This is a genomic window from Burkholderia ambifaria AMMD (assembly GCF_000203915.1).
GTDB classification, from domain to species: Bacteria; Pseudomonadota; Gammaproteobacteria; order Burkholderiales; family Burkholderiaceae; genus Burkholderia; species Burkholderia ambifaria.
Map to the genome: position 1 here is coordinate 606,598 of NC_008392.1, position 22,744 is coordinate 629,341.

At 66.1% G+C, this 22,744-nt stretch carries 25 protein-coding genes; 10 read left to right on the forward strand and 15 right to left on the reverse strand.

Going from position 1 to position 22,744, the window contains the following annotated elements:
• Positions 1–15: 15 nt before the first annotated feature.
• From BAMB_RS30145 to BAMB_RS30190, 10 genes are all read right to left on the reverse strand, one after another.
• Complete coding sequence (locus BAMB_RS30145) at positions 16–837, reverse strand: hypothetical protein (RefSeq protein ID WP_011660927.1); 822 nt, start codon at positions 835–837, stop codon at positions 16–18.
• A gap of 24 nt (positions 838–861) precedes the next feature.
• Positions 862–1,911 carry a succinylglutamate desuccinylase/aspartoacylase domain-containing protein gene (locus BAMB_RS30150; protein ID WP_011660928.1) on the reverse strand — a complete coding sequence of 350 codons (1,050 nt, stop codon included), beginning with the start codon at positions 1,909–1,911 and terminating at the stop codon, positions 862–864.
• Positions 1,911–2,732 carry a hypothetical protein gene (locus BAMB_RS30155; protein WP_011660929.1) on the reverse strand — a complete coding sequence of 274 codons (822 nt, stop codon included), beginning with the start codon at positions 2,730–2,732 and terminating at the stop codon, positions 1,911–1,913. Before BAMB_RS30155 ends, BAMB_RS30150 begins: the two co-directional genes overlap by 1 nt.
• A gap of 47 nt (positions 2,733–2,779) precedes the next feature.
• Positions 2,780–3,046 (reverse strand): phosphopantetheine-binding protein, encoded by a 267-nt coding sequence (locus BAMB_RS30160; protein WP_006749752.1) that lies wholly within the window; start codon positions 3,044–3,046, stop codon positions 2,780–2,782.
• 72 nt (positions 3,047–3,118) lie between these two features.
• Entirely contained in the window at positions 3,119–4,045 is a 927-nt protein-coding gene (locus BAMB_RS30165; RefSeq protein WP_006749751.1) for a chlorinating enzyme, read from the reverse strand.
• A 78-nt stretch (positions 4,046–4,123) separates the two neighbouring features.
• Entirely contained in the window at positions 4,124–4,372 is a 249-nt protein-coding gene (locus tag BAMB_RS30170; protein ID WP_011660930.1) for an acyl carrier protein, read from the reverse strand.
• Positions 4,373–4,388: 16 nt separating this feature from the next.
• The gene (locus BAMB_RS30175; protein WP_011660931.1) at positions 4,389–5,891 is read right to left on the reverse strand and encodes an amino acid adenylation domain-containing protein; all 1,503 of its coding nucleotides are present in this window, start codon (positions 5,889–5,891) and stop codon (positions 4,389–4,391) included.
• Positions 5,888–6,748, reverse strand: a complete 861-nt coding sequence (locus BAMB_RS30180; RefSeq protein WP_011660932.1) for an alpha/beta fold hydrolase — start codon at positions 6,746–6,748, stop codon at positions 5,888–5,890. Before BAMB_RS30180 ends, BAMB_RS30175 begins: the two co-directional genes overlap by 4 nt.
• Before the next feature lie 79 nt (positions 6,749–6,827).
• A complete protein-coding gene (locus tag BAMB_RS30185) occupies positions 6,828–7,433 on the reverse strand; it encodes an acyl-homoserine-lactone synthase (protein ID WP_011660933.1) in 606 nt (201 codons plus the stop codon).
• A gap of 64 nt (positions 7,434–7,497) precedes the next feature.
• Positions 7,498–7,920 (reverse strand): DUF4902 domain-containing protein, encoded by a 423-nt coding sequence (locus BAMB_RS30190; protein WP_041491786.1) that lies wholly within the window; start codon positions 7,918–7,920, stop codon positions 7,498–7,500.
• A 507-nt stretch (positions 7,921–8,427) separates the two neighbouring features.
• On the opposite strand from BAMB_RS30190, the gene BAMB_RS30195 reads away from it, so the two are divergent.
• On the forward strand, positions 8,428–9,054 hold the full coding sequence (locus BAMB_RS30195) for a hypothetical protein (protein WP_041491787.1): 627 nt from the start codon (positions 8,428–8,430) through the stop codon (positions 9,052–9,054).
• Between the two features lie 16 nt (positions 9,055–9,070).
• A complete protein-coding gene (locus tag BAMB_RS30200; protein ID WP_011660936.1) occupies positions 9,071–9,925 on the forward strand; it encodes a thioesterase II family protein in 855 nt (284 codons plus the stop codon).
• An 88-nt stretch (positions 9,926–10,013) separates the two neighbouring features.
• On the opposite strand, the gene BAMB_RS30205 is transcribed toward BAMB_RS30200, so the two are convergent.
• From BAMB_RS30205 to BAMB_RS30215, 3 genes are all read right to left on the reverse strand, one after another.
• A complete protein-coding gene (locus BAMB_RS30205; protein WP_041491789.1) occupies positions 10,014–10,316 on the reverse strand; it encodes a hypothetical protein in 303 nt (100 codons plus the stop codon).
• 87 nt (positions 10,317–10,403) lie between these two features.
• Entirely contained in the window at positions 10,404–11,558 is a 1,155-nt protein-coding gene (locus tag BAMB_RS30210) for a branched-chain amino acid ABC transporter substrate-binding protein (protein ID WP_006756574.1), read from the reverse strand.
• A gap of 599 nt (positions 11,559–12,157) precedes the next feature.
• Positions 12,158–13,054 carry a DMT family transporter gene (locus tag BAMB_RS30215; protein WP_011660937.1) on the reverse strand — a complete coding sequence of 299 codons (897 nt, stop codon included), beginning with the start codon at positions 13,052–13,054 and terminating at the stop codon, positions 12,158–12,160.
• Between the two features lie 57 nt (positions 13,055–13,111).
• Between BAMB_RS30215 and BAMB_RS30220 the strand changes: the two genes are divergently transcribed.
• From BAMB_RS30220 to BAMB_RS30235, 4 genes are all read left to right on the forward strand, one after another.
• The gene (locus BAMB_RS30220) at positions 13,112–14,131 is read left to right on the forward strand and encodes a LysR substrate-binding domain-containing protein (RefSeq protein WP_011660938.1); all 1,020 of its coding nucleotides are present in this window, start codon (positions 13,112–13,114) and stop codon (positions 14,129–14,131) included.
• Positions 14,132–14,258: 127 nt separating this feature from the next.
• Complete coding sequence (locus BAMB_RS30225; RefSeq protein ID WP_006749736.1) at positions 14,259–14,918, forward strand: hypothetical protein; 660 nt, start codon at positions 14,259–14,261, stop codon at positions 14,916–14,918.
• A gap of 37 nt (positions 14,919–14,955) precedes the next feature.
• Positions 14,956–15,423, forward strand: coding sequence for a hypothetical protein (locus BAMB_RS30230; RefSeq protein WP_011660939.1), 468 nt, complete (start codon positions 14,956–14,958; stop codon positions 15,421–15,423).
• Positions 15,424–15,577: 154 nt separating this feature from the next.
• Complete coding sequence (locus BAMB_RS30235) at positions 15,578–16,054, forward strand: hypothetical protein (protein ID WP_011660940.1); 477 nt, start codon at positions 15,578–15,580, stop codon at positions 16,052–16,054.
• A 76-nt stretch (positions 16,055–16,130) separates the two neighbouring features.
• On the opposite strand, the gene BAMB_RS30240 is transcribed toward BAMB_RS30235, so the two are convergent.
• Together BAMB_RS30240 and BAMB_RS30245 are read right to left on the reverse strand one after the other, a co-directional pair.
• Complete coding sequence (locus BAMB_RS30240; RefSeq protein ID WP_011660941.1) at positions 16,131–17,303, reverse strand: porin; 1,173 nt, start codon at positions 17,301–17,303, stop codon at positions 16,131–16,133.
• Positions 17,304–17,464: 161 nt separating this feature from the next.
• The gene (locus tag BAMB_RS30245; RefSeq protein WP_011660942.1) at positions 17,465–18,298 is read right to left on the reverse strand and encodes a helix-turn-helix transcriptional regulator; all 834 of its coding nucleotides are present in this window, start codon (positions 18,296–18,298) and stop codon (positions 17,465–17,467) included.
• A gap of 241 nt (positions 18,299–18,539) precedes the next feature.
• Between BAMB_RS30245 and BAMB_RS30250 the strand changes: the two genes are divergently transcribed.
• From BAMB_RS30250 to BAMB_RS30265, 4 genes are read left to right on the forward strand one after another with little or no spacing between them, the layout of a single operon-like run.
• Positions 18,540–19,661: a polyamine ABC transporter substrate-binding protein gene (locus BAMB_RS30250; RefSeq protein WP_011660943.1), complete on the forward strand. Its 1,122-nt coding sequence runs from the start codon at positions 18,540–18,542 to the stop codon at positions 19,659–19,661.
• A gap of 11 nt (positions 19,662–19,672) precedes the next feature.
• Positions 19,673–20,818 carry an ABC transporter ATP-binding protein gene (locus BAMB_RS30255; RefSeq protein WP_011660944.1) on the forward strand — a complete coding sequence of 382 codons (1,146 nt, stop codon included), beginning with the start codon at positions 19,673–19,675 and terminating at the stop codon, positions 20,816–20,818.
• Positions 20,819–20,828: 10 nt separating this feature from the next.
• Positions 20,829–21,797, forward strand: a complete 969-nt coding sequence (locus tag BAMB_RS30260; protein WP_082089723.1) for an ABC transporter permease subunit — start codon at positions 20,829–20,831, stop codon at positions 21,795–21,797.
• Positions 21,794–22,726, forward strand: a complete 933-nt coding sequence (locus BAMB_RS30265) for an ABC transporter permease subunit (protein ID WP_011660946.1) — start codon at positions 21,794–21,796, stop codon at positions 22,724–22,726. The genes BAMB_RS30260 and BAMB_RS30265 overlap by 4 nt, the downstream gene beginning before the upstream one ends.
• Positions 22,727–22,744 lie beyond the last annotated feature (18 nt).

Consider the following 22,744-nt stretch of genomic DNA (forward strand, 5'->3'; position numbering starts at 1 on the left):
CACGATCGCCGTCGCTCAATCGAACATGCGCCAGCCGTCTTCCGTGTGGATCAGGAACAGGCCCATCGTGCGTCGCGTCGACGTACAGCGCTCGATCGCATGCAGGTTCTTGCTCTGGAACAGCGTCAATTGACCGGGCTGCGGCTTCAGCATGATCTTCGCGGCCCTTTCGAGCGCGGCGATCGCACCGGTTTCACGATATTCGGCGTGCATCTCGTCGAGTGCGGCGCGGGATTCCGGTCGGTTGTCCCACATCACCATGCCCGCGTCGTTGTCGGCGCCCTGAATGGTCAGAAACCCGCCGAGCTGCCGTGGAAACGATCGCTTTAGCGGCCAGTTCACGGTGTCGCGCCCGTAGCTCACGTCGTCGCAGTGCGGCGCGAAGTTGAACGGCGCCTCGAACGGTTCGTACACGCGTCGCGTCGCCAGCAGGAACTCGACTTCGTAGTCGTGTCCGATCGTCAGCGGCTTCGCGTCCAGCGCGTCCGAAAACAGCCGAACGAAGCGGGTCGTACGCAGGCCGTCGTTGACGCGACAGGCGATCCCGAAGTACTCCGCCGCCTTCGAAACGAGCTTGTCCCCCTGTTCACGCTGGAGCTGGCCGAGCGTGACCGACGTGGCGACGATGCCCGCGTGGTGGGCGTTTTTCGTAAACGGCGAGCTCGAGAAGCCCTCGTCGTCCCACCACGCGTCGCGCTCGCCGTCGGGCACGATGTCCATGACGATGGCGTCGGCTTCGTCCGCATCGAGCGCGTGAATCGCCGCGGCGATGGTCATGTGCTCGGCGCGCGCCGCGGTGCCGAAGCGCATCAGTTGAGCTGGGTAGGTATGCTGCATGATGCCTCCACGTGTGCGGAATGATTAGGATTGCGGCATAAGGCAGTCGCCCTTGCCCAGTTCGGACAATGCCGGTTGCCTCAATAGACGGTAAAGCTCCGCGGGCTTCGGCTCGGATTCGGATCGCCGGTACTTCGGAAACAGCAGCAGACCGCTCGTGCCGGCGACGAGCGGCGCGCCGTCCCGCGTGCCGAGACGATCGCCGGCCCGGATCGGCTGGAAATTCCGCAAGCCTGCGTCGAGCCTGACCTCGCCGTCCGGATAGGGGACGATGTGCGCCCACGTATAGATCGGATTCACGCACGCGTCGACGGGCGGCAGCGAAGCGCCGTGGACGACCGCGCTGACGGTGGTGATCGCGTCCAGGCACACGCGCACGCCCGCCGCGATCTGATAGAGGCCGAAGCCCTTCTGGCCCAGCTCGATGCTCAGCGCAACGCCGTCGCCCTGCTGGATGAATTCGTCCGACGTGCAGCCGCCGGCGGACGCGGTGGAAAACGGCCTGCCCCAATGCGTGACGACGGGCGTGTCCGGTGCGATCGCGTGCGCCAGTTGCAGGCTCGTCGGGTGGTAGTTGAAGACGAAGAACGGCGCTTCCGACGGCTCGATCGTCTGATGCAGGTCGACGCAGAAGCGCGCGCGCCTCATCACCGGCTCCATCTCGCGAGCGCGCCGGTCGTCGGCCGTGTCGCGCCCGGCGCGACCGAACGTGCGGTTCAAGTCGCGTTCGACGAAGCGCGTGCCGCGCCGCGCGGCGTCGACGTTGCCGAGCAGAAAGCCGATCGACACCGACGGCGCCAGCACGCCGGCCTCCACGTAGCGGCAAAGCGCATTGAGCACGGGGAGTCCCGCGTATTCGTTGCCGTGCGTCAGCGCGATGAACAACAGGTCGAATCGCGGCTCGTGCGCCGCGTTCGCGTGGGGCGGATGGATCACGAAGCCGAAGCGCTCGACCCGCTCGACGCGCGCGCGACCGATCGTGCTCGACTCGGCGAACCGTTCGAACGCCGCGATCTCGGCCTCGAGCCGACTGCGCGCGGGGTCGTTCCCCTCCGTTAAAGCGATGGCCGTCATCAGTGAAACATCCGCCATTGACCGTCGTGCCAGACGAGGAACGATCCGAGCGTGCGGCGCACGGTCGTGCATTGCTCGACCGCGTGCATGACGCGCGTGTTGAGAATGTTCAGCTGTCCGGGCCGCCCGTTGATGGTGACGCTGCGCACACGGTCGAGCCGGTCGATGCGGCGGGTTTGCGCGAATTCGCTCATCAGTTCGTCGAGCTCGGCGCGCGTCGCGGGCCGGTAGTCCCACATGACGAGGCCGGCGCTGTTTTCCGCATCCTGAATCGACAGGAAGAGCGAGATCTGATCGTAGCCTTCGTCGTAACCGTCCTTGATCGGCCAGTTCAGCGGTTCGCGGCCGAAGTGGATCGCGTCGCAATGCGGCGGGACGCTGTAGAGCCCGTTGGGCACCGGCTGGTATTCCCGTTTGGACACGAGCGGGAGTTCGCCCCAGTCGCCGACCCGGACCGAACCGGCGCCGAGTTCGCGGACACACAGTTTGACGAATTCCGTGTCGCGCAGCGCCGCATTCGTGCGGCCTGCATAGGAGAAGTAGTCGATCAGACCGGGGATCAACTGCTCTTTCACCAGCCGCTGGGTCGGCCCGATCGCGAGCCCCGACTTGCCGGCGCCGGCGAAGCTCTGGTGCTGCGTGACCGGCGGGAAGGCCGGATCGTCCCACCATCGGTCGAGCGCGCTCGGATCGACCAAATCGACAAGGACCGCGGCGGCCTTGCGATCGCGAATCAGCAATGCGGCATCGGCGAGCGTGAGATCCGCGCGCTCGACCTGCTTGTCGAAATCGTAGATTTCGGCGCGATAGTGCTTGTTCAAAGCGAATTCCTCCGAGGAGAAGGCGATTCAGGACAGTGATCTCGGAACTACCGTGCGGCCACGCTCATGGATTCGAGCAGTTTTTCGCTGAAGACGCGAAGGCACGGATATTCGAACAGCAGGCGCACCGGCACGTCGTGGCCGAGCTGCCGCTCGAGCTGGGTGCTCACCAGCGCGGCGGAAATCGACGAGCCGCCGATCGTGAAGAAGTCGTCGTCGGGCGTCACGGCGTCGCGGCCGAGGACGCTCGCCACGACGGACGCGACGACGTGGTCGACGCGCCGGACATGAGGTATCTCGATAGGCTGGATCATGGGTTGGCACCGGTCGAATGACGAACGGCGCGCCGCGCCGTTCGCCGGTTTCATGGCCGCGGGTGCGGTCGGTCAGGCGTAGGACGGTTGCTGCGCGAAGCTGACGCCGCGCGCGTTGCGCTCGACGCGGCGGTTATGCCCGAATCGATCCTCGCCGGAGACGAGCACGACGCCGAACTTGTCGAGCGAGATCTTGCTGCCGTATTCGTCGACGGTGTCGGTGTCCGGATAGACCTTGACCGCGGCCGGCACGTAGCGGCTCGCGTAGCCGAGCCGGGTCTGGTCGACCGTCGAGTTCGGAAACGACGAGTGCATCAGCGTCGACCAGAAGATCACGAACTGGCCGGGCTTCATCACGATCGACACGGCCTTGCTCTCGTCCGGCTTCCAGTCCGGATCCTTCTGCAGGCTGCGATAGTCGTAGCCGAAGAAGCCGCGCTTGATGCCGTCCTTCTCGAGGGCATTGATGTTGGACGGATCGAACTGCATCTTCCGCGACTCGTCGTAGAACATCTCTTCATGCGTGCCCGGCACGAAGCGCAGACAGCCGTTTTGCTCGGTCGCGTCGGTCAGCGCCGTCCATACCGTGATCGCGCCGCCGAAACGCTGATCGCCCGGCCACACGATCTGCGGCTGGCCCGACGCATGCGCGAACGTATCGGCCTGGTGCCAGTCGGTCCCTTCGTCACCCGGATACTTCGGGAACATCTCCGAACGCCAGCAGATGACGTCGGGCCCGAGAATCGAGTTCAGCCGCTGGACGATTTCCTGCCGGCCGATATGCTCGCTCAGCAGATTGACGTCGAGGTGGCGATCGTAATTGGCGATCGGGCTCGTCGGCGGCAGGTCGTACACCGCGTATTCACGATCGAACAGCTGCGCGCGGATCGTCCTGTAGCGCTCGCGCGCTTCCTCGGGCGAATACAGCGTGAACGGGCCGATGTAGCCTTGCGCGCGAAAAGTGGCGATTTCCTCGGGCGTCAGTCGAAAGTTCTGCATGGAGGTGCTCCTGGTCGAATCGATTAAATGCATCCGCTTCGAACGGACGAAGCGGTGTTCGGGAAATGACGCACGCGCTTACGCGAGTTCGGCGGCCGCTGCTTCGTAGATGCCGGCCCAGCCGTCGATCGTGGGCGCAGCCATCAGCTTGCTGGTCGGCACCCGCACCTGCAGCCGGTTTTCGATCTGAATCTGCAGTTCGACGATCGTCAGCGAGCTGGCGCCCCGGTCGAAGAAATCCTCGTCGCCGCGCAGGTCGGCGAAGCCGAGCGTGTCCCGGCAGGTCGAGGCGATCATGTCGGGGATGGCAACAGTTTTTTCAGTCATTACGTTCTCCGGATTTTCAGATGGGACTTGCGAGTCGAACCCGATCGACCTTGCCGTTCGCGTTGACCGGTAGTTCGGCGCACACGGCGATGGCGTCGGGAATCATGAAACCAGGCACCAGCTTGCGCAGTTCGCCGCGAATGAACGCAGGCATGTTGTCGCGCTGTTCGTTGGTCTGAACCGTGGCGACCAGCAACTTTTCGCCGTTCGGATCTTCGCGAACCTGGACGACGCATTCCTCCACGCACGGCAAGCGCGCGACGATTTGCTGCACCTCGTCGAGGCTCACGCGGTAGCCGCGGATCTTCGTGAGCCGGTCGCGACGACCGACGAATTCGAGCGTGCCGTCCGCGCGGCGCCGGACGATGTCGCCGGTGCGGTACAGCCGGCCGGGCCCGGCCGGATCCGGCACGAAGGCCGCGCGGGTCGCGTCGGGTTGGTTCAGATAGCCGAGCGCGACGCCGTCGCCGCCGGCGTAGAGCTCGCCTTCCTGCCCGTCCGGAACCGACGCGAGATCGCCGTCGCCGCGCACGACATGCACCGACGTGCCGGTCACGGGCGTGCCGATCGGTACGACGCCGTCGGGCCGGTTGTCGCGCGTCATCACGTGGCAGCACGTAAACGTCGTGTTTTCGGTCGGGCCGTATCCGTTGACGACGGTGATGCCCGGGAACGCATCGAGCGCGGCATTGACCGCGTCCGGATGCAGCACGTCGCCGCCCGCCAGCAGCACACGCACGCCGGTCAGCATGGCCGGATAGCGGCGCACGACGAGATGAAACAGCGCGGCGGTCAGCCACATCACGCTCACGCGCTGTTCGCGAATCAGCTGCGAAACGGCATTGGGATCGAAGATGGCGCCGTCGTACACCACGAGGCGCGCGCCGTTCAGCAACGCGCCCCAGATCTCGAACGTCGACGCGTCGAAGGTGATCGGGGACAGCAGCAGGAAGGCATCGTCCGGCTGGATCGCGATGTAGTTCGGCCGGTCGACGAGCCGCACGACACCGCGATGCGGCACCACGACGCCTTTCGGCTTGCCGGTGCTTCCCGACGTAAACATCACGTAGGCCGGCGCGTCGGCTCCGTGCGACGCGGCGGGCGGCGGAGCGTCGGCCGATCTGTCGTTCGCGAGATCGGCGATGTGGATCACCGACAGTCCCGACTCGCGCAGCGTGTCGTCGCCTGCGGCCGCGATCGCGTGCCGCGCCGCACTGTCACGTGCATACGCGTGCTTGACCGCAGCGGGGTAGTTCGGATCGAGCGGGACGAAGATCGCGCCGAGCTTGACGATCGCCAGCATCGCGATCACGGCGTTCGAGCAGCGCGGCAGCATCAGCAGCACGGGCGCGCCCTGCGTGACGCCGTGCCGCGCAAGCACCGCGGCAAGCCGGTTCGCGCAGCGGTCGAGTTCGCGGTAGGTGAGCGGCGGCACGTGCGCCGTTCCCTCCAGTGCGATGCGCTCCGGCGTGCGGCGCACCTGCTCGGCGAAGCGGCCGTCGATGGTCGAATGGTTCATTGAACAGGTTCCGATCGGTTGGCTTGCGTTCCGAAGAATTGCAGCAGCGTGTCGGTCATGGCCGGCTGCGCGCGGCACAGCTCGTAGTGGTCGCCGTCGAATTCGTACACGCCGCTCGCGTCCGGCAGATGCGCCACGATGATGCGTGCGCTTTCCGGGAGCACCTGTCGATCGCTTCGCGTCGCGATCACGAGCGTCGGCTGCGTGACGGTGGCGGCTTCGTCGAGGAAGTCGGTGCGCCGGTACGCGATGTAGTTCAGTCCGTAGCGGTGCAGGTGCGCCGCGCTCGAGAACGGCACCGAGATGAACGAATGAAATTCGGATTGGGGCGCGCTGCGGCCGGACGAGATCTTGTCGAACAGCATGCCGGCCATTTCCTTGCTCGTCGCCGCGACCGGAAGGAGCACGTCCACTTCGCGCTGGAAGCTGCTCGGCGGACAGACCGACGGCTTCAGCATGAATTCGCCGCACACCAGTGCGAGCCGGCGGACGCTGTCGGGGTAGCGCGCGGCGGCCAGCAGGCCGACGCCGGCGCCGGAGCAATAGCCGATCACATCGATCGGGCCGTCGTGCCCGACGCGGTCGTTCGCATGCGCGGCAACCGTCACGAGATCGCGCACGTGGTATTCGACGTCGAATGCGTCGTCGGTCGCATCATCCTGCAGGTCGAGCACGAACCGTGATTCCCACGTGATCACGTTGAAGTGCGGCTCGAGCGCGTTGCACAGTCGTTCGACCATCGCATGACGCACGCCGAACGGCAAAACGAGCATCAGGTTGCGTCGGCCGGTCGAGCGTTCCGTATGAAACACTCGCAGGGGCCGACCGTCGAAGGCCGGAATGGTCTCTCGCTGCATGGGGCGAATATCGTAGGGAAGGAAGGGCGTCGCCGCGTCGCGCGGGACGGCATGCGTTGGGACCGCAGCCGGCCCAATTTCAGCTCGGAGTCGGCGTGCGCGGACAGTCGATGCCGAGCGACGCGCACGTGATTTCATCGATCTCGATCCAGCACGCGAACACCGGCTTTCCGTCGATGATCTGCGGCGGCGCGGCACGGTGCGCATGAACGTTCAGACGCATCAGCAGCCGTTCGACGCCGAGCGGCGACACCGTGATGAGCCGTCGAACGCCGTTCGAGCGCGCGAATTCCACGATGTCCGCCAGCAATCTGCGCGTGTTCGCATGCGCGCGCTTGAGGCCGCCGGAATCGGCGCCGAGGATGTAGGACGAAAAGCGCGAGAGTTCCCAGATATCCGGCGCATTCGGCACCGGTGCCGCGCCCATCAGCCCGGGAAAAATCTCGCTCAGCAGGTACGGCCGGGTCGTCGGCAGCAGTCGGGCGCACGAGCAGATCGCGCCGCTATCCTCGCGACCGAAGATATGGATCGTGTCCGGTCGATCGAATTGATCGAACTCCTGCTGATTGACTACCGGAAGCTGCCAGCCCAGCTTCTCGATGAAGATTGCGTGTCGATACGACGCGAGTGCCGCGAGGTTCGATGCGGACAGTTGCGACGCGTTTCCGATAGTGGTTTGGTGCATGTGCGAACTCCAATGGACGTACGCATTAAATGCGAAATGGAGGACGCGTCGAAACTGCAACTTTTTACAGGACCGGCAGTGCGAGATGCGCACGGACACTAACGGTCCACGGCAGCGTATTGATCCAGTCCGCGAGCAGCGATCGGGTGTGGTCGGGCCCGACGTCGTAGCCTCGTGCGCAGACGATCATCACGTTGGAGGTCACGCTGTTCGGAAACATTCGGCAAGTGCGATCGCGATCCGTCAACCAGGCCCAGCCGAAGGTCATCGGCGGGCGCCAGTTGGTATCGATCCATTCGCAATGGCCGGCGTGGCACGCGGGAAGGCCGAGATCCCATGCGTCGCTCAGTACGCGTTCGTCGCACGCTGCATAAAGCAGGGCGAGCGTGATCGATGCGAGCTGCGTAGCGGACACGCGGACGTATCCGTCGTGCGAACACGTGTCGAAGTAAGCCGGCATCGCATGTCCGTCCGGTTTCAGATCCAAGAGCAACCTCCTTGTTTGGCGTGTGTCCCGGCCGCTGCGCATCGCGCGCGAATGACGACCGTTACCTTCAAACATGGGCGGACGACTGGCCGCGGCGTCGCCACGGCAGGCCGGAAGCGGAACAACATCGATGCGGAACGGATCGGATCGCGCGGCGGGAAGTAGCCGTTGGCGCGACGATGTGCGGTGTGATGCCGGAGGTGATCCGGCTGAATCGCGGTGATCCGGACGGGATTGGTTCGGATACCAAAAAGGCCATGAAGCCACGCCATCCGCCGTGATTCGAAGTGCGGACTCGATGCCATGAATGGCTGGATTTCGAAAACATTCTGCGACTAACCGTGGCGACGCGCAATTCCTTTGATCCTGCAAAAAACTACAGCTGACGGTCGGTGCCGGATGTCTGCATCATCGCGACAGACGGATTGGCCGGCCGCTTCACGGCATGGCCCGACGCGGGCACGCAAGGCCCGGTCGACCGCAGTGAAGCGACAAAGGGAGCGTGGCGTGATCGACGTAGCGGATATTGAGGTACGGGATTTTGACAGCGCCGACATCGACGGCTTCATCGCGTACTGGTACGACAGCGGCGACAGCCATCTGATCGAGATGGGCGTCGACCCGGCGCGGCTGCCCGGCCGCCGCCAGATGCGCGACATGCTCGCGCTCAACATCGAGCGGGACACGCGCGCCGACACGCCACGCAACGCGATCCTGAGCGTCGCGCTGAAAGGACAGACCGTGGGCGTGCACGAACTCACGCATCTCGAGCCGCGTGCCGGGGCGGCGCCGGGGCAGTATGTGAGCGGCGTCATGCACGCGCATATCTGGAGCCCGGAACATCGGCGGCTCGGCATCGGCATCGTGTCGTACGTGAAGGCGATGGCGGCATTCTTCGCGCGCTTCTCGCTCGATTCGATCCGGTTCGAGTCGCCGGCCGACAACGTGGGCGCCAATCGGGTCAAGACGCGGCTCGGCATCGATGCGCAAGGAGAGGGCGTGTTCGATCTGCCGATCCTGCGCACGCCGCTGCGTACGGTCAGGTATTGCGTGGCGCGGGATCAGCTGCCGGCCATTACCGCGCGCATGGAAGCGCTGTGGGAAGCGAGGCGGCATACCGGCTCGCCTGCCTGACGTACGCGTCCGGCGCGTGGCCGGCGCTTGCTCGACCGATGAACCCGACCTCCCGACCACGACACTCATGACCCCCACCGCAGCGTTGAAAGTCTTCATGCCGGTCCGCGCGCCGCGTATCCGGCTCGTGTGCTGCTCGTACGCCGGCGGCAACGCTTCCGCGTACGCCCATTGGCATGCCGGGTTGCCGGACGACGTCGAAGTGTGCGCGGTCGAACTACCCGGGCGCGGCGCGCGGTTCCGCGAGCCGCCGTTGCGCACGATGGGCGCGCTCGCCGACCATGTCATGGCAAGCCTGCTGCCACTCGCCGACGCGGGCATCGTGCTGTTCGGACACAGCATGGGCGGCGCGCTGGCGCTCGAGCTGGCGAGCCGGCTCGTCGACGTCGGCATGCCGCCGTCGGCGCTGGCCGTGTCCGGATGCGCGGCGCCGCATCTGCCGTCGCGACGTCGGCGCCGGCTGCACGATCTGCCCCGCGACGAACTGGTGCAGGAACTGAATCTGCTGGAAGGGCTGCCCGCGGGGATGCTGGATGCGGATGCCTTCATCGATCTGTTCCTGCCGACGATCCGTGCGGACCTCGAGTGCCGGGAAACCTGGCGTGCGGCGATTCGCGCGGTGCCGGTGCCGGTCCATGTGCTCGCCGGTGCCGACGATGCGCTGGTCGCACTCGACGATCTGGGCGAATGGCAACGGTATTCGTCGTTGCCGATCCGAGTGCGGGTGTTCGGCGGCGAGCATTTCTTTATTGACTCGCATCGCGCCGAGGTGCTTGCGCATCTGCGCGAAATCCTCGGCGAGCCGCCGGCGCCGGCCGGCGGTGGTGCGGTGAAGCGGGCATCTGCATCAACCGCCGAACGGATTGCCTAGAAGACAAAAATGGCGCGCCGTTCACTTGCCGCAAGCCGCGCCGGATGTCGCGGCGTCGATCGAGCGCGCCGCTGTCAGGCCCGGCCGATCACGACGCGCCGCGATTCTTTTTCCCGGACTGGGCGCTACCCGCCGCCGGAAACGCGCCGACGCCGCGCGGGCGTTTCGGTTCGATCGCCGTGTTGCCGATCACGTGCCGGAAATCGATCTCGTGCGCGGCGAGCGCGCCGATGAGGGTCGCGATGACCGCAAGGTGGGACGGGACGGTGCCCTTGCTCGAATAGTTCGTGATGGAGCTTTCGTTCATCCGGATCAGACGGGCGAATTCCCGCGCCGTCAACTGCGCTTTCTTCAACTCCTGTTGAAATTCCGTATACGCCATTGCACACATGTCGCTTCATCTCCGCAAAACGCGAATCGACCCGGGCGGCGCCGGCGCCGACGGGTGGCGTGCCCGTCGTGCCGGCGTCGCGGCGGGTTACATCTTCACCTGGTCGAGGAAGGTCTTCTTGCCGCTCTTGTAGCCGTAGATCGAGATGATCCCGTGCGTCAGGTCGCCCTTCGCATCGAACGTCGTCGTGCCGATCACGCCTTCGTACTTCGTCGACGGCATCGCGGCGAGCACCTTCGCCGGGTCGGTCGAGTTCGCGCGCTTCATCGCGTCGACCGCGATGTAGACCGCGTCGTACGCGAACGGCGCATCGAACTTGATGCCCTGGTTGAAGCGCTTCTGATACTTCGCGAGGAATGCCGCGCCGCCCGGCATCTTCTCGAGCGCGGCGCCCGCCTGCGAGCACAGCACGTTGTCGGCCGCCGGGCCGGCCAGTTCGGCCAGCGAGTCGGTGCACACGCCGTCGCCGGACAGGATCTTCGCGCGCAGGCCGAGCTGCCTTGCCTGCTTCGCGAGCGGGCCGCCGGTGGCGTCCATGCCGCCGTACATGATCGCGTCCGGGTTCTCGCCCTTGACCTTCGTGAGAATCGCGCGGAAGTCGACGGCCTTGTCGTTGGTCGCGTCGTGCGACAGCACCTTCAGGCCGAGCGCCTTCGCCTTCTTCTCGAATTCGTTCGCGAGGCCCTGGCCGTACGCGGTCGAATCGTCGATCACCGCGACGCTCTTCACGCCCTTCGACTGCGCGTAGCTCGCGAGCGCCGGACCTTGCTGCGCGTCGGTCGCGACCACGCGGTAGGTCGTCTTGAAGCCCTGCTGCGTATAGGTCGGATTCGTGGCCGACGGCGAGATCTGCACGATGCCCGCGTCGCTGTAGATCTTCGAGGCCGGGATCGACGTGCCCGAGTTCAGGTGGCCGATGACGGCGACGACCTTGTCGTCGACGAGCTTCTGCGCGACCTGCGTGGCCTGGCGCGGGTCGGCCGCGTCATCCTGCGCGTCGAGCTGCAGCGTGATCTTCTTGCCGCCGATCGTCAGGCCCTTCGCATTGATTTCCTCGACCGCGAGGCGCGCACCGTTCTCGTTGTCCTTGCCCAGGTGCGAAATGCCGCCCGTCGTTGGTTCGACGCTGCCGATCTTCACGACCTGATCGGCCATCGCGCCCGACGCGGCCGCGAATGCGGCGGCTGCGAGTGCGACGGTGATCAGGGGTTTGCAGCGCATGCCGACAGTGCTTCGTTCCATCTGCCATCTCCGTTGATTGATATTTCTAGTGCCGTCCGGCCGCTTGCGCGCCCTTGTGAGGCGATCGGCGTGCCGGACGAATCTCCATGACCCGTGAGGGGGCCGGCTTGCATGCCGCCGGCTCTCGACGTCGACGGAAAATGCCGGCGCCGAGCGGTTCCCCGAGCGAACGGGATGCTTTCGTCAGGCGACACGCAATTGGTATGAATATATCCGAACGCGTATGTGCCCGCTTCGCCGAATTGCGTAGCCTTGCGCAAATGTGAGGCGATTCGCGTGATTGTTGCGCCGGCCCGTCGTGCAGGTTGGTGGCCGTTTCGCGCTGCTGTCGATTGCTTCGATTATTCGACCGGGCCGATGCCGATGGCCATGGACAGTGCGATGCAATCAATCGCGAACTGTTCGGTCGGTTTGTCTGCACACTTTCATCGCCTTCTCTTTGATGCAACTAACGGTCGAGCCCGGCCGCGTCAGCGAATTGGTGCGGGTCGATATGAGCGGCGTATGCGTTCGGCTTTGCAGATAACCGGGCCCGGCATGACCGGACCGCTGTCAGATCGTTCGTCGGATCGTTCTTGCCGTTCGACGAAATCGCGATCCTACGTCCGCCCACGCAACGCGACGACTATCACGCCCGCAATCGCCAGCAACCCGCCGCACACCGTCTCGATGCCGGGCCGCTCGCCGGTCAGCATCATCGACAATGCGGTCGCGACCGCCGGCGTCAGGTAGAGAAAATTGGCGGCGCGCGCCGCGCCGAAGTGGCCGAGCGCGACAGTCCAGGTTGCGTAACCTAGCGCGGCGGGAAAGACGCCGAGCACCAGCACGGCCAGCGTCGTGTCGTGCGACGCGCCGCCGAGCGACGCGACCGCGCCGGGCAACCATGGCGTGAGCAGGAGCGCGCCGGCCAGCAGCGTATACGCTGCGCAGGGCAGCGCGCCGTACACGGGAATCAGCCGCCGCTGCAGCACGAAATAGCTGGCCGAACACAGCGCCGCGCCGAGGATCAGCGTGCTCCCCGAGCCGAGCACGAGCCCGCCGGGCTGTCCATGCGCGATCACCGCGATGCCGGCCAGGCTGATCAGCGAACCGGCCCACCCCCAGCGATTGAAGCGTTCGTGCAGAAACACCGCGGCCAGCAGCGCCGTGAAGATCGGCAGCGTGTTCACGATGAAGCTCGCCGCGCCGGCCGACACGGTTTGCTCGCCGGTATTGAGCAGCGCGTTGTAGAGCGCGATGCCGAGAAACCCGCAGACGAGAAAGCGCAACGCGTCGCGTGTCGACGGCTTCGCGGGCCGCCGCCACGCCAGCCATGCGATCACGAGCACGGCCGCGGTCGCGAAGCGTGCGGCCGCGAGTTGCAGCGGCGCCAGCCCGTGCAGGCCGATCCGGATGAACGGGAAAGCGGAGGCCCACGAGACGATCGTGAACGCCACCGCGCCGGCCGCGACGAGCGGCTGTCGCGCGCTGCGCGACGAGGAGGAAAGGGTGTTCATGCGACAATGGTGCGGTGGGGCGAGATGTTAAGCTAGCGCACAGATCAACATCCGAATATGAATATGGCTCACAGCTCGGTGCGGCGCCGGGCCGACGGCTCGGCACGCACGCCTCGGCGTGTGGCGGACGCGCTGTCGGCCATCACGCCGGCATCTGGCTCGCGGCCGCCGCTGGCGAGCCTGGAGACTGTCTGCATGGTGGCGCGCCACGGTTCGTTTCTGGCGGCCGCCGACGTGTCCGGCGTCACGCACGGCGCGATCAGCCGGCGCGTGGCCGCCGTCGAGAACTGGCTGGGCATGGCGTTGTTCGAACGCCATGCGCGCGGCGTGCGCCTCACGCCGGACGGCCAGCGCTTCGTCGGCCGGATCGAACAGGCGTTCACGATCATCGACGGCGCGGCCGACCAGTGGCGCTCGCCGCGTACGCCGCGCCTCGTCAAGCTGAGTGTGGTGCCGGCATTCGCGCAGCTCTGGCTGTTCGAGCGGCAGCATGCACTCGAGAGCGAAGCGCCCGCGTTGCGCATCGAGCTCGGCATCGAAGTGCGCAACGTGGATATCGCCGCCGGCGAGGCGGATCTGTCGATCCGCTACGGGCGCGGCAACTGGCGTCAGCTCGAAACCCGCGAGTTCATGCCGGAGACGCTCCATCCGGTCGCGCATCCGCGGCTCGCCGCACAGCTGGCCGCGCTGCGCCGTCGAAGCGGCGACGCCGCGCTGCTCGAGATGCCGCTGCTGCACGATTCCGACGTGACCGGCTGGCGTACCTGGTTCGACGCGCTCGGCATTGCGTTCAAGCCGCGCGCGCAGGATCGCCGCTTCGAGGATTACAACCTGGTGCTCGCGGCGGCGGAAGCAGGGCTCGGCGTGGCGCTGGCGCGGGTGCCGCTCGCGGATGCGTATCTCGAGCGCAGCGCGCTCGTCCGCGTGAGCCGGCACGAGGTGGAGTCGCCGCTCAGGTATCACTTCGTGCATGCGAAGGGCGAGAATCGTCCCGAGGTGCTCGCGCTGATGGAGCGGATGCGGGCGGCGCTGGGGCAGGCGGTGCAGCCGCCGGCGCGTGCGTCGAAGGGCGCCTGACGTCGCCGCGGCTCGACCCGGGATGCCGGATGATTGACAATGCGATCGCGGAAAACCGCGAGATCCGATAATGAATGAGAATCGACAGTGTCTGCAGACGTACGGATGCAGAGGGAGAGAGTGAGTAATGAATAGACCAGACAAGTCGTCGAAAGCGCGTGCGGCGCTCGACCAGCTGTTTTCGGGCATGGCGCCCGCGGACGCGCAGCAGCGCGCGTCGCGTCCGGGCAACCCGTTCGAAGCGGCAGGCGACCCCGCCGGCCCCGACGGCCGGGTCGAAGTCACGTTGTCGACGCGGATCCAGTTGCGCGGCTATCCGGGCGCGGATGCGTTCATGAAGCGCATGGCCGAAGCCTGGGGCCTCACGTGGGGCGCGTACGACGCGGTTCGCGCGACGGCGACGCTGCCGGCCGGCTGGCGCTCGCGCCGGCTTCCGGACGTCACGCAGATCGTCGACGAGCGCGACGTGCTGCGCGCGGAAAGCAGCCTGCAGGGCGGCGAGATGTCGTATCTGAAAGTGCATCCGCGCTACTACATCGATGCGCGCAAGGGGTTCGGCTGGGGCAAGTCGTCGAAGGCGTCCGACGATCCGGATGGCGATGGCCCGGACTGGAACTGCTATGTGATGGATCGGGAAAAGTCCGTCGAAGTGCACGAGCTGACGACGTCGTCATCGAAGGCCGACATGGACAACGCGCGTGCGACGTTGCTGAAGTGGCTCGACGAGCACTATCCGAAGCATCGCGATCCGTTCGCGTACTGGACGGACTGCGAACGTCCGTTGTAGGCCCCGCCTTGCGGCGGGCGGCCATCGCGGAGGGCGCTTGAAACGGAACGGTCCGGTGCCGATTCTGTGGGCTGCGTTCGGCGCGGCGGTCGGCTCGACCGTCATCGAGCTGATGGTCTGGCCGATCGCCGGCGAGGATGCGATTCACAACCTGCTCCGCGATGCGCGCCTGACGGCCGCCATCGTGATGGGGCGAGCCGTGCTCGGCGCGTCCTCGGGGTTCGATCCGCTGATCATGGGCGTCGCGACGCTGGTGCACGCCGCGCTGTCGCTGGCCTATGCGGCCGTGCTGGCGAAGCTGGTCCGCAACCTGTCGCCCGGCGCCGCGCTGCTCGCGGGCGGCGTGTTCGGACTCGTTCTCTACGGCGTCAACCTGCACGCGTTCACCGCGATCTTTCCGTGGTTCGTTCCCGTGCGCGGCGCGATCACGCTGGTCGCCCATCTGGCCTTCGGCGTGACCGCCGCGGGCGTCTACTGCATCGTGCGGCGCTCGCCGCGCGCCTGATCGACGGCGGTTGCCGCGTCGCGCTTTCGCATCACGACCCCTGGAATAATCCGCCGTGCCCGGTCGTTCAATCGTCGGGTGACCCTATACGAAGCCGGCGCCGTGCGTGACGCCAAGGGTCGAATGGTCGGGGGCAACAATGCAGGAGCCGATCATGTGCAATTTGTTTCGGTTCGGGATGGGCGTGGTCTGTCTCGGGTGTTCGGTGTGCGTCCTTGCGCAAACGTACGGCGACGATTCGCCGGACGAAGGCGCCCGTTGTCGTGCGGTCGTCGCGCAGGCGGAAATCGACGGCACGGAGCAGCAGATCGTCGGGCGTGCGTGTCGGCAAAGCGACGGCACCTGGCAGATGGTGCAAAGCCCGGACGGCAGCATCGTGTGGTATCCGGATACCGCCTATCCGTACACCGACCCGTGGTACTGGGGGCCGGCGGTTTTCGTCGGCACGGGCGTGAGTTTCGTCTTCATCGACCGCTTCCATCATCGCCATCACTTCGACCACTTCGGTCACTTCGGTCACTTCGACGGAGTCGGGCGCGGCCGCGTCGGCGTTCCGATGGGCGCGGGCTTTCACCATGGCCCGGCCTTCGTCGGCGGCGGCCACGGATTCGGCGGGATGCGACGGCATTAGAACTGGGCGACACGGCGCGCGGCGGACGCACATCGCAACGTGCGTCCGCCGGGTCGGCGCGAGGCGACGTGCGCCGTCAGAACTTGTGACGGATGCCGACGATCGCGAGTTCCTGTGTATCGGTTCCGGAGTTCACGCCATACGAGCCGACCGATGCCGCGGCCTTCACGATCGCGCCGCTCGCATTCAACGTATTGCCGCTCGCCTTCTGATAGCCGAACAGCGCATACAGGTCGGTGCGCTTCGACAGCGCGTAGTCCGCGCCGAGGTTCACCTGGTTGTAGTGCGCGGCGGTCGGGCCCGTCAGCGACGTGTAGTTGTAGCCGACGCCCGCGCGCAGCGCCGGCGAGAACTGCCAGTTGAAGAACGCGGAGCCGTTGTTGAACTTCGCATTCTGCGTGAAGGCCGACAGCGTGTCCGCGCCGTACTGCGTGTTCGAATACGCGAGGCCGAAGGTCGCCGGCCCGGCCACGTACTGGCCGGCCACGCGCACGATCTGGATCGACTTCGCGCTCGAGAAGCCCTGGTTGATCACGGTGTTGAACAGCGTGTCCGAACTGCTCGACCACGTGCGCACGCCGCTCGCGACCGTCGAGCCGCCGTTCGCGAAGAAGTAGCCGGCGCCGAGCGACAGCGGGCCGTTCGCATAGCTCAGGCCGAAGCTGTAGGTGCGGCCGCTGCCGGTCGCGCCCGCGACGCCGCCGAAGCCGTACAGCGCGGCGAACTGGAAGCCGGAGATCAACGGGCTCGTGTATTTCACCGAGTTGCTGACGCGCAGGCTGTTGTCGTAGTTGTCGAGGTCGCCTGGCGTTGCGAATACGCCGCCGAAGTAGTTGTCCTCGGTGAGGCCCTGCACGAGATCGACGACCGGATCGTACTGGCGGCCGAGCGTCACGGTGCCGTAGGTGTTGCTCGCGAGGCCGACGACGGCCTTGCGGCCGAATTCGCGCCCGCCCTGGCCGAGCGCGCCGGTGCCGAGGTTGAAGCCGTTCTCGAGCTGGAACAGCGCGGACAGCCCGCCGCCGAGATCCTCGATGCCGCGCAGCCCCCAGCGGCTGCCGGACAGGTTGCCGCTGCTGAACCTGACGAGGTTCGACGCATTGCTGCCGTTCGCGTTGCGCACGTTGTGCACGTACGCGATGCCCGCATCGGCGATGCCGTACAGCGTCACACTGCTTTGCGCGTGCGCGCCGGCGGCATGGAGCGAGGCCGGCAGGGCGAGCAGCGCGAATGTCCGGATTCGTTTCATGGTTGGATTCCCCCGTTGGTCGATAGGTCTGACGAGTCGGTGAACGATACGGACGGCGCATCGTCAAGGGAACCAATAAATTGTCGGATCGTTATGAGGCTCGGCGGCGTATCGCCGTATCGTTGCGTGCGCAACCGGACGACGGCGCGCTTGCCGGGCCCTCACGCATCGTGTCGACGCGATGCATTCCTGAGCACGAGCGCCATCAGCTGCCGCCGCGAATCGACGCCGAGCTTCGCGAACGCGCGCTTCGCATAGGTATCGACGGTGGACGTCTTGAGCCCCATCGACTGCGCGATCGCCGCCGACGTCATGCCCTGGATGAACGATGCGCACACATGCATCTCGCGCGCGGTCAGGCGTTCCTGCAGTTCCGGCAGCCATTGCGCGACGCGGTCGAGATCGAGTTCGTCGCGCGGCCCTTCGTCCGCGCAGACAGCGCCAAGCAGCCGCTTGTGCGCGGACGCCATCGGCAGCACGACCTGCGACAACTGCTTCAGCAGACTCAGTTCCTTCAGCGAAAACGGCGGCAGCCGTCGCGACCGCGCGATCGAAATCGAGTAGCGCGTGCCGCCCGTCACGCCCGCGATCACGCATTCGTCGTGAATGTCGCCAGCGTCGAAGAACAGGTGCCGCAGCTCGCTCGCGACCCGCTGCGACGACACCTGCAGCAACTGCGTGTCGCTTTCGCTGTCGATGGCCGCATACGTGAGGTCCTCGCTCGCATAGCTTCGGTAGTAGTGGCGCATCACCTGCGCGACGAGCTCCGGCTCGCGGCCGAAGCTGCCGATCCAGCCGACGCTGCGCCGGCCCGACGCCGCGCTTCGTTCGTAGTCGAGATGCACCGCGTCGAAATCGACGTAGCGCACGAGCGTGTCGTACACGGCGCGCATGAACTGCGGCGTCCCGATCGCTTGCGCGATATCGCCGAGCGTATCCGTCACGAATGCGACGTGACTCAGCGGGAGATCGGGGATGGAAAGCGCAGCGCTCATGGCGTCGGATGTCGAAGAAGTCAGGTGGCGCTACAGGTATCACGAATATTTTCGACTGCCTACGCGGGAATCTACCCAAACCACCGCGAACGGCGATGACGTTTGTCCCGGTTTTCACGACTGACGGTACGGGCCGCGATCTCTACATTGACCCTTGTGCTGAACACCGCTTGACGGCGTTGACGCGAGTCCGGACCCGGACATGGCGCCAGGGCCGATACCCATCACAAGGAGAATCCCCATGCGTATCCGTTCCCGTCGTCGCGCGGCCCTGTGCGCCGCGCTCGTCACGTCCGCGGGGTTGGCCCTCGCGACCAGCCGGTCCGCCCATGCGGGCGACGCCAACCTGAACGTCTACAACTGGTCCCAGTACATCGCGAACGACACGGTGCCCAACTTCGAGAAGCAGACGGGCATCAAGGTGCGCTACGACAGCTACGACAGCGACGACACGTTGCAGACCAAACTGCTCGCAGGCAGCTCGGGCTACGACATCGTCGTGCCGACGTCGAACTATCTCGCCCAGCAGATCCAGGCCGGCGTGTACCAGAAGCTCGACAAGTCGAAGCTGCCGAATCTCGCGAATCTCGATCCGGTGCTGATGAAGATGATCGCGAAGGCCGATCCGGGCAATCAGTACGGCGTGCCGTGGGCCTGGGGCACGACGGGCCTCGGCTACAACGTTGACGCAGTGAAAAAGCGGCTCGGCGAGAGCGCGCCCACCGACAGCTGGGCACTGCTGTTCGATCCCGCGAACGCGGCGAAGCTCAAAGGCTGTGGCATCTCGCTGCTCGATGCGCCGGACGCCGCGTTCGCGGCCGCGCTGCAGTACCTGGGCAAGGATCCGGAGAGCAAGAATCCGGCCGACTACCAGGCCGCCTACGACGTGCTGAAGAAGATCCGCCCGTACGTGACGCAGTTCAGCTCGGCCGGCTATGCGGACGATCTCGCGAACAACGACGTGTGCGTCGTGCTCGGCTGGTCCGGCGACGTCAGCGTCGCGCGGCGGCGCACGCTCGACGCGAAGCGTCCGTACGAAATCCGCTACGTGAATCCGAAGGAAGGCGGCCTGCTGTGGTTCGACGTGATGGCGATTCCGAAGGACGCACCGCACCCGGAAGCGGCGCTGAAGTGGATCAACTACATCGAGGAGCCGAAGACCAACGCGGCGATCACGAACGAGATCTTCTATCCGAGCGCGAACAAGGCCGCGAAATCGTTCGTGACGCCGGCGATCGCGCAGGATTCGGGCATCTACCTGCCGGACGGCACGCTCGCGAAGACGTCGCTCGCGATGCCGCGCAGCGCCGACATCGCGCGGATGCAGAACCGGTTGTGGCTGCAACTGAAGTCGGGCGGTTGAGGGCGACGATCATGGACTCCATCGCATACGCCCGGCCGGCCGCCGCCGGCCATCGCAGCCGGCCCGCGCACGACGCGTTCGTGCGCATCGAAAATGTCGTGAAGAGGTTCGGCGACAGCACCGCCGTCGACAACGTGAACCTGACGATCGCGAAGAACGAGCTGTTCGCGCTGCTCGGCAGCTCGGGCTGCGGCAAGTCGACGCTGTTGCGCATGCTCGCCGGGCTGGAGACGGCCACCTCCGGCAAGATTCTCGTCGACGGCGAAGACCTCGCGTCGCTGCCGCCGTACCGCCGCCCGGTGAACATGATGTTCCAGTCGTACGCGCTGTTCCCGCACATGTCGGTCGAGTCGAACGTCGCGTTCGGGCTGAAGCAGGAAGGCACGCCGAAGAACGAGATCAAGGAACGCGTGGCCGACGCGCTCGCGCTCGTGCAGATGAGCAAGTACGCGAAGCGCAAGCCGCACCAGTTGTCCGGCGGCCAGCAGCAGCGCGTCGCGCTGGCTCGCTCGCTGGTCAAGCGCCCGAAGCTGCTGCTGCTCGACGAACCGATGTCCGCGCTCGACAAGAAGATCCGCCAGAAGACCCAGCTCGAACTCGTGAACATCATCGAGAAGGTCGACGTGACCTGCGTGATGGTCACGCACGACCAGGAAGAGGCGATGACGATGGCGAGCCGCCTCGCGGTGATGAGCGAAGGCAAGATCGTGCAGATCGGCACGCCCGGCGAAGTGTACGAATACCCGAACAGCCGCTTCTCGGCCGAGTTCATCGGCTCGACGAACCTGTTCGAAGGGCGCGTGGTCGAGGACGAGCCCGATCACATCTTCGTCGAGAGCGACGACCTCGAGGCGCGCATGTACGTGAGCCACGGCGTGACCGGCCCGCTGGGGATGCCCGTCGGCATCTCGGTGCGGCCCGAACGCGTGCACGTGTCGCGCGACAAGCCCGGCTCCCATCACAACTGGGCGCGCGGCGTCGTGACCGACATCGCGTACATGGGCAGCTACTCGCTGTATCACGTGCGGCTGCCGAGCGGCAAGACGGTCGTGTCGAACCTGTCGAGCTCGCACCTGCTGCACGACGGCGCGCCATCGTGGAACGACGACGTGTTCGTGTCGTGGTCGCCGGCCAGCGGCGTCGTGCTGACGCAGTGAGGACGACATGATCAGAACTTCCGCTTCCACTCCGTCCGCGCCGGTGTCGACCGGTGCGGCAAGCGCCAGAGCCGGCCGCTTCGCCGCGCTGTCGCGCTTCCTGCCGTCGGGCCGCAACGTCGCGATCGGCGTGCCGTTCCTGTGGCTCACGATCTTCTTCGCGCTCCCGTTCGTGCTGGTGCTGAAGATCAGCTTCGCCGACCAGGTGCTCGGCATTCCGCCGTATACCGCGCTCGCACGGCTGGAATCCGGCACGGTCCAGCTCGTGTTGTCGCTGAAGCATTACGCGTTGCTGCTGCAGGACGACCTGTATCTGAAAACCTACGTCAGTTCACTGAAGATGGCCGCCGCGTCGACGCTGATGTGCGTGCTCGCCGGCTATCCGATCGCGTACTGCATCGCCCGCGCGGCGCCGGCACGCCGCAACCTGCTGATGATGGCCGTGATGCTGCCGTTCTGGACGTCGTTCCTGATTCGCGTCTATGCATGGGTCGGGATCATGAAGGACGACGGCCTGCTGAATCGCGCGCTGGCGGCGCTCGGCGTGATCGCGACGCCGCTGCGCCTCTATCACACGGACGCGGGCGTCTACATCGGGATGGTCTATTCGTACCTGCCGTTCATGGTGATGCCGCTCTATGCGCACCTCGTGAAGATGGACCTCACGCTGCTCGAGGCCGCGCACGATCTCGGCGCGACGCCGTGGTCCGCGTTCTGGCGCATCACGCTGCCGCTGTCGCGCAACGGAATCGTCGCGGGCAGCCTGCTCGTGTTCATCCCGGCCGTCGGCGAATACGTGATCCCGGAACTGCTCGGCGGCGCGAACACGCTGATGCTCGGCCGCGTGATGTGGGACGAGTTCTTCAACAACATGGACTGGCCGATGGCGTCCGCGGTGACGGTGACGATGGTGGCGCTGCTGCTCGTGCCGATGGCGCTGCTCCATTACAGCCAGGCCGAAGCGGAGGGGCGCTCATGACCCGCGCGAATCGCCTGTTGTCCGCCTGTGTGCTGGGCGTGGGCTTCCTGTTCCTGTACGTGCCGATCGCGAGCCTCGTCGTCTATTCGTTCAACGCGTCGAAGCTCGTGACGGTGTGGTCCGGCTTCTCGTTTCGCTGGTACGGCGTGCTACTGCACGACGGCGAACTGCTGACGGCCGCGTGGCTGTCGCTGAAGATCGCGGTGCTGACGGCGACCGCGTCGGTCGCGATCGGCACCTGGGCCGGCTTCGTGCTGGCCCGCATGGGGCGCTTTCGCGGCTTCACGCTCTATGCGGCAATGATCAACGCGCCACTGGTGATTCCCGAAGTGATCCAGGGCATCTCGCTGCTGCTGCTGTTCGTCGCGATGCAGCAGACCTTCGGCTGGCCTGCCGGGCGCGGCTGGCTGACGATCTGGATCGGCCACGTGATGCTGTGCCTGTCGTTCGTCGCGGTGATCGTGCAGTCGCGCGTGAAGGAGCTCGATCGCTCGATCGAGGAAGCCGCGCTCGACCTCGGTGCCCGGCCGTTGAAGGTGTTCTTCGTGATCACGCTGCCGCTGATCGCGCAGGCGCTGGTGTCCGGCTGGCTGCTCGCGTTCACCGTGTCGATCGACGACGTCATTCTTTCTGCCTTCCTGTCGGGCCCCGGTTCGACGACGCTGCCGCTCGTCGTGTTCTCGCGCGTGCGGCTCGGCTTGAACCCGGAGATGAACGCGCTCGCGACGGTGTTCATCACGGTCGTGACGATCGGCGTCGTCGTCGTGAACCGCTCGATGCTGGCCCGCGAGCGACGGCAAGCCCGCGACGCCCGTGCGTGGCACGCGGCCTGCGCGCCGGACGCACCGTCTGCACCGACGGTCTCGCCGCCCGCTCGCGCGTCGGCCGTGCACGCGCGCCGCGACCCCGCACCGCATCCCGTGAAGTGAAGAACGACAAGGAGACGT

Excerpts from the sequence above, each read along its gene's own strand:
- BAMB_RS30265 (WP_011660946.1), top strand. The coding sequence starts at position 21,794 with ATGACCCGCGCGAATCGCCTGTTGTCCGCCTGTGTGCTGGGCGTGGGC.
- BAMB_RS30165 (WP_006749751.1), bottom strand. The coding sequence starts at position 4,045 with ATGCAGAACTTTCGACTGACGCCCGAGGAAATCGCCACTTTTCGCGCG.
- BAMB_RS30250 (WP_011660943.1), top strand. The coding sequence starts at position 18,540 with ATGCGTATCCGTTCCCGTCGTCGCGCGGCCCTGTGCGCCGCGCTCGTC.
- BAMB_RS30240 (WP_011660941.1), bottom strand. The coding sequence starts at position 17,303 with ATGAAACGAATCCGGACATTCGCGCTGCTCGCCCTGCCGGCCTCGCTC.
- BAMB_RS30255 (WP_011660944.1), top strand. The coding sequence starts at position 19,673 with ATGGACTCCATCGCATACGCCCGGCCGGCCGCCGCCGGCCATCGCAGC.
- BAMB_RS30180 (WP_011660932.1), bottom strand. The coding sequence starts at position 6,748 with ATGCAGCGAGAGACCATTCCGGCCTTCGACGGTCGGCCCCTGCGAGTG.
- BAMB_RS30175 (WP_011660931.1), bottom strand. The coding sequence starts at position 5,891 with ATGAACCATTCGACCATCGACGGCCGCTTCGCCGAGCAGGTGCGCCGC.
- BAMB_RS30205 (WP_041491789.1), bottom strand. The coding sequence starts at position 10,316 with ATGTGTGCAATGGCGTATACGGAATTTCAACAGGAGTTGAAGAAAGCG.
- BAMB_RS30170 (WP_011660930.1), bottom strand. The coding sequence starts at position 4,372 with ATGACTGAAAAAACTGTTGCCATCCCCGACATGATCGCCTCGACCTGC.
- BAMB_RS30245 (WP_011660942.1), bottom strand. The coding sequence starts at position 18,298 with ATGAGCGCTGCGCTTTCCATCCCCGATCTCCCGCTGAGTCACGTCGCA.
- BAMB_RS30160 (WP_006749752.1), bottom strand. The coding sequence starts at position 3,046 with ATGATCCAGCCTATCGAGATACCTCATGTCCGGCGCGTCGACCACGTC.
- BAMB_RS30235 (WP_011660940.1), top strand. The coding sequence starts at position 15,578 with ATGTGCAATTTGTTTCGGTTCGGGATGGGCGTGGTCTGTCTCGGGTGT.
- BAMB_RS30220 (WP_011660938.1), top strand. The coding sequence starts at position 13,112 with ATGAATATGGCTCACAGCTCGGTGCGGCGCCGGGCCGACGGCTCGGCA.
- BAMB_RS30215 (WP_011660937.1), bottom strand. The coding sequence starts at position 13,054 with ATGAACACCCTTTCCTCCTCGTCGCGCAGCGCGCGACAGCCGCTCGTC.
- BAMB_RS30225 (WP_006749736.1), top strand. The coding sequence starts at position 14,259 with ATGAATAGACCAGACAAGTCGTCGAAAGCGCGTGCGGCGCTCGACCAG.
- BAMB_RS30145 (WP_011660927.1), bottom strand. The coding sequence starts at position 837 with ATGCAGCATACCTACCCAGCTCAACTGATGCGCTTCGGCACCGCGGCG.
- BAMB_RS30185 (WP_011660933.1), bottom strand. The coding sequence starts at position 7,433 with ATGCACCAAACCACTATCGGAAACGCGTCGCAACTGTCCGCATCGAAC.
- BAMB_RS30150 (WP_011660928.1), bottom strand. The coding sequence starts at position 1,911 with ATGACGGCCATCGCTTTAACGGAGGGGAACGACCCCGCGCGCAGTCGG.
- BAMB_RS30210 (WP_006756574.1), bottom strand. The coding sequence starts at position 11,558 with ATGGAACGAAGCACTGTCGGCATGCGCTGCAAACCCCTGATCACCGTC.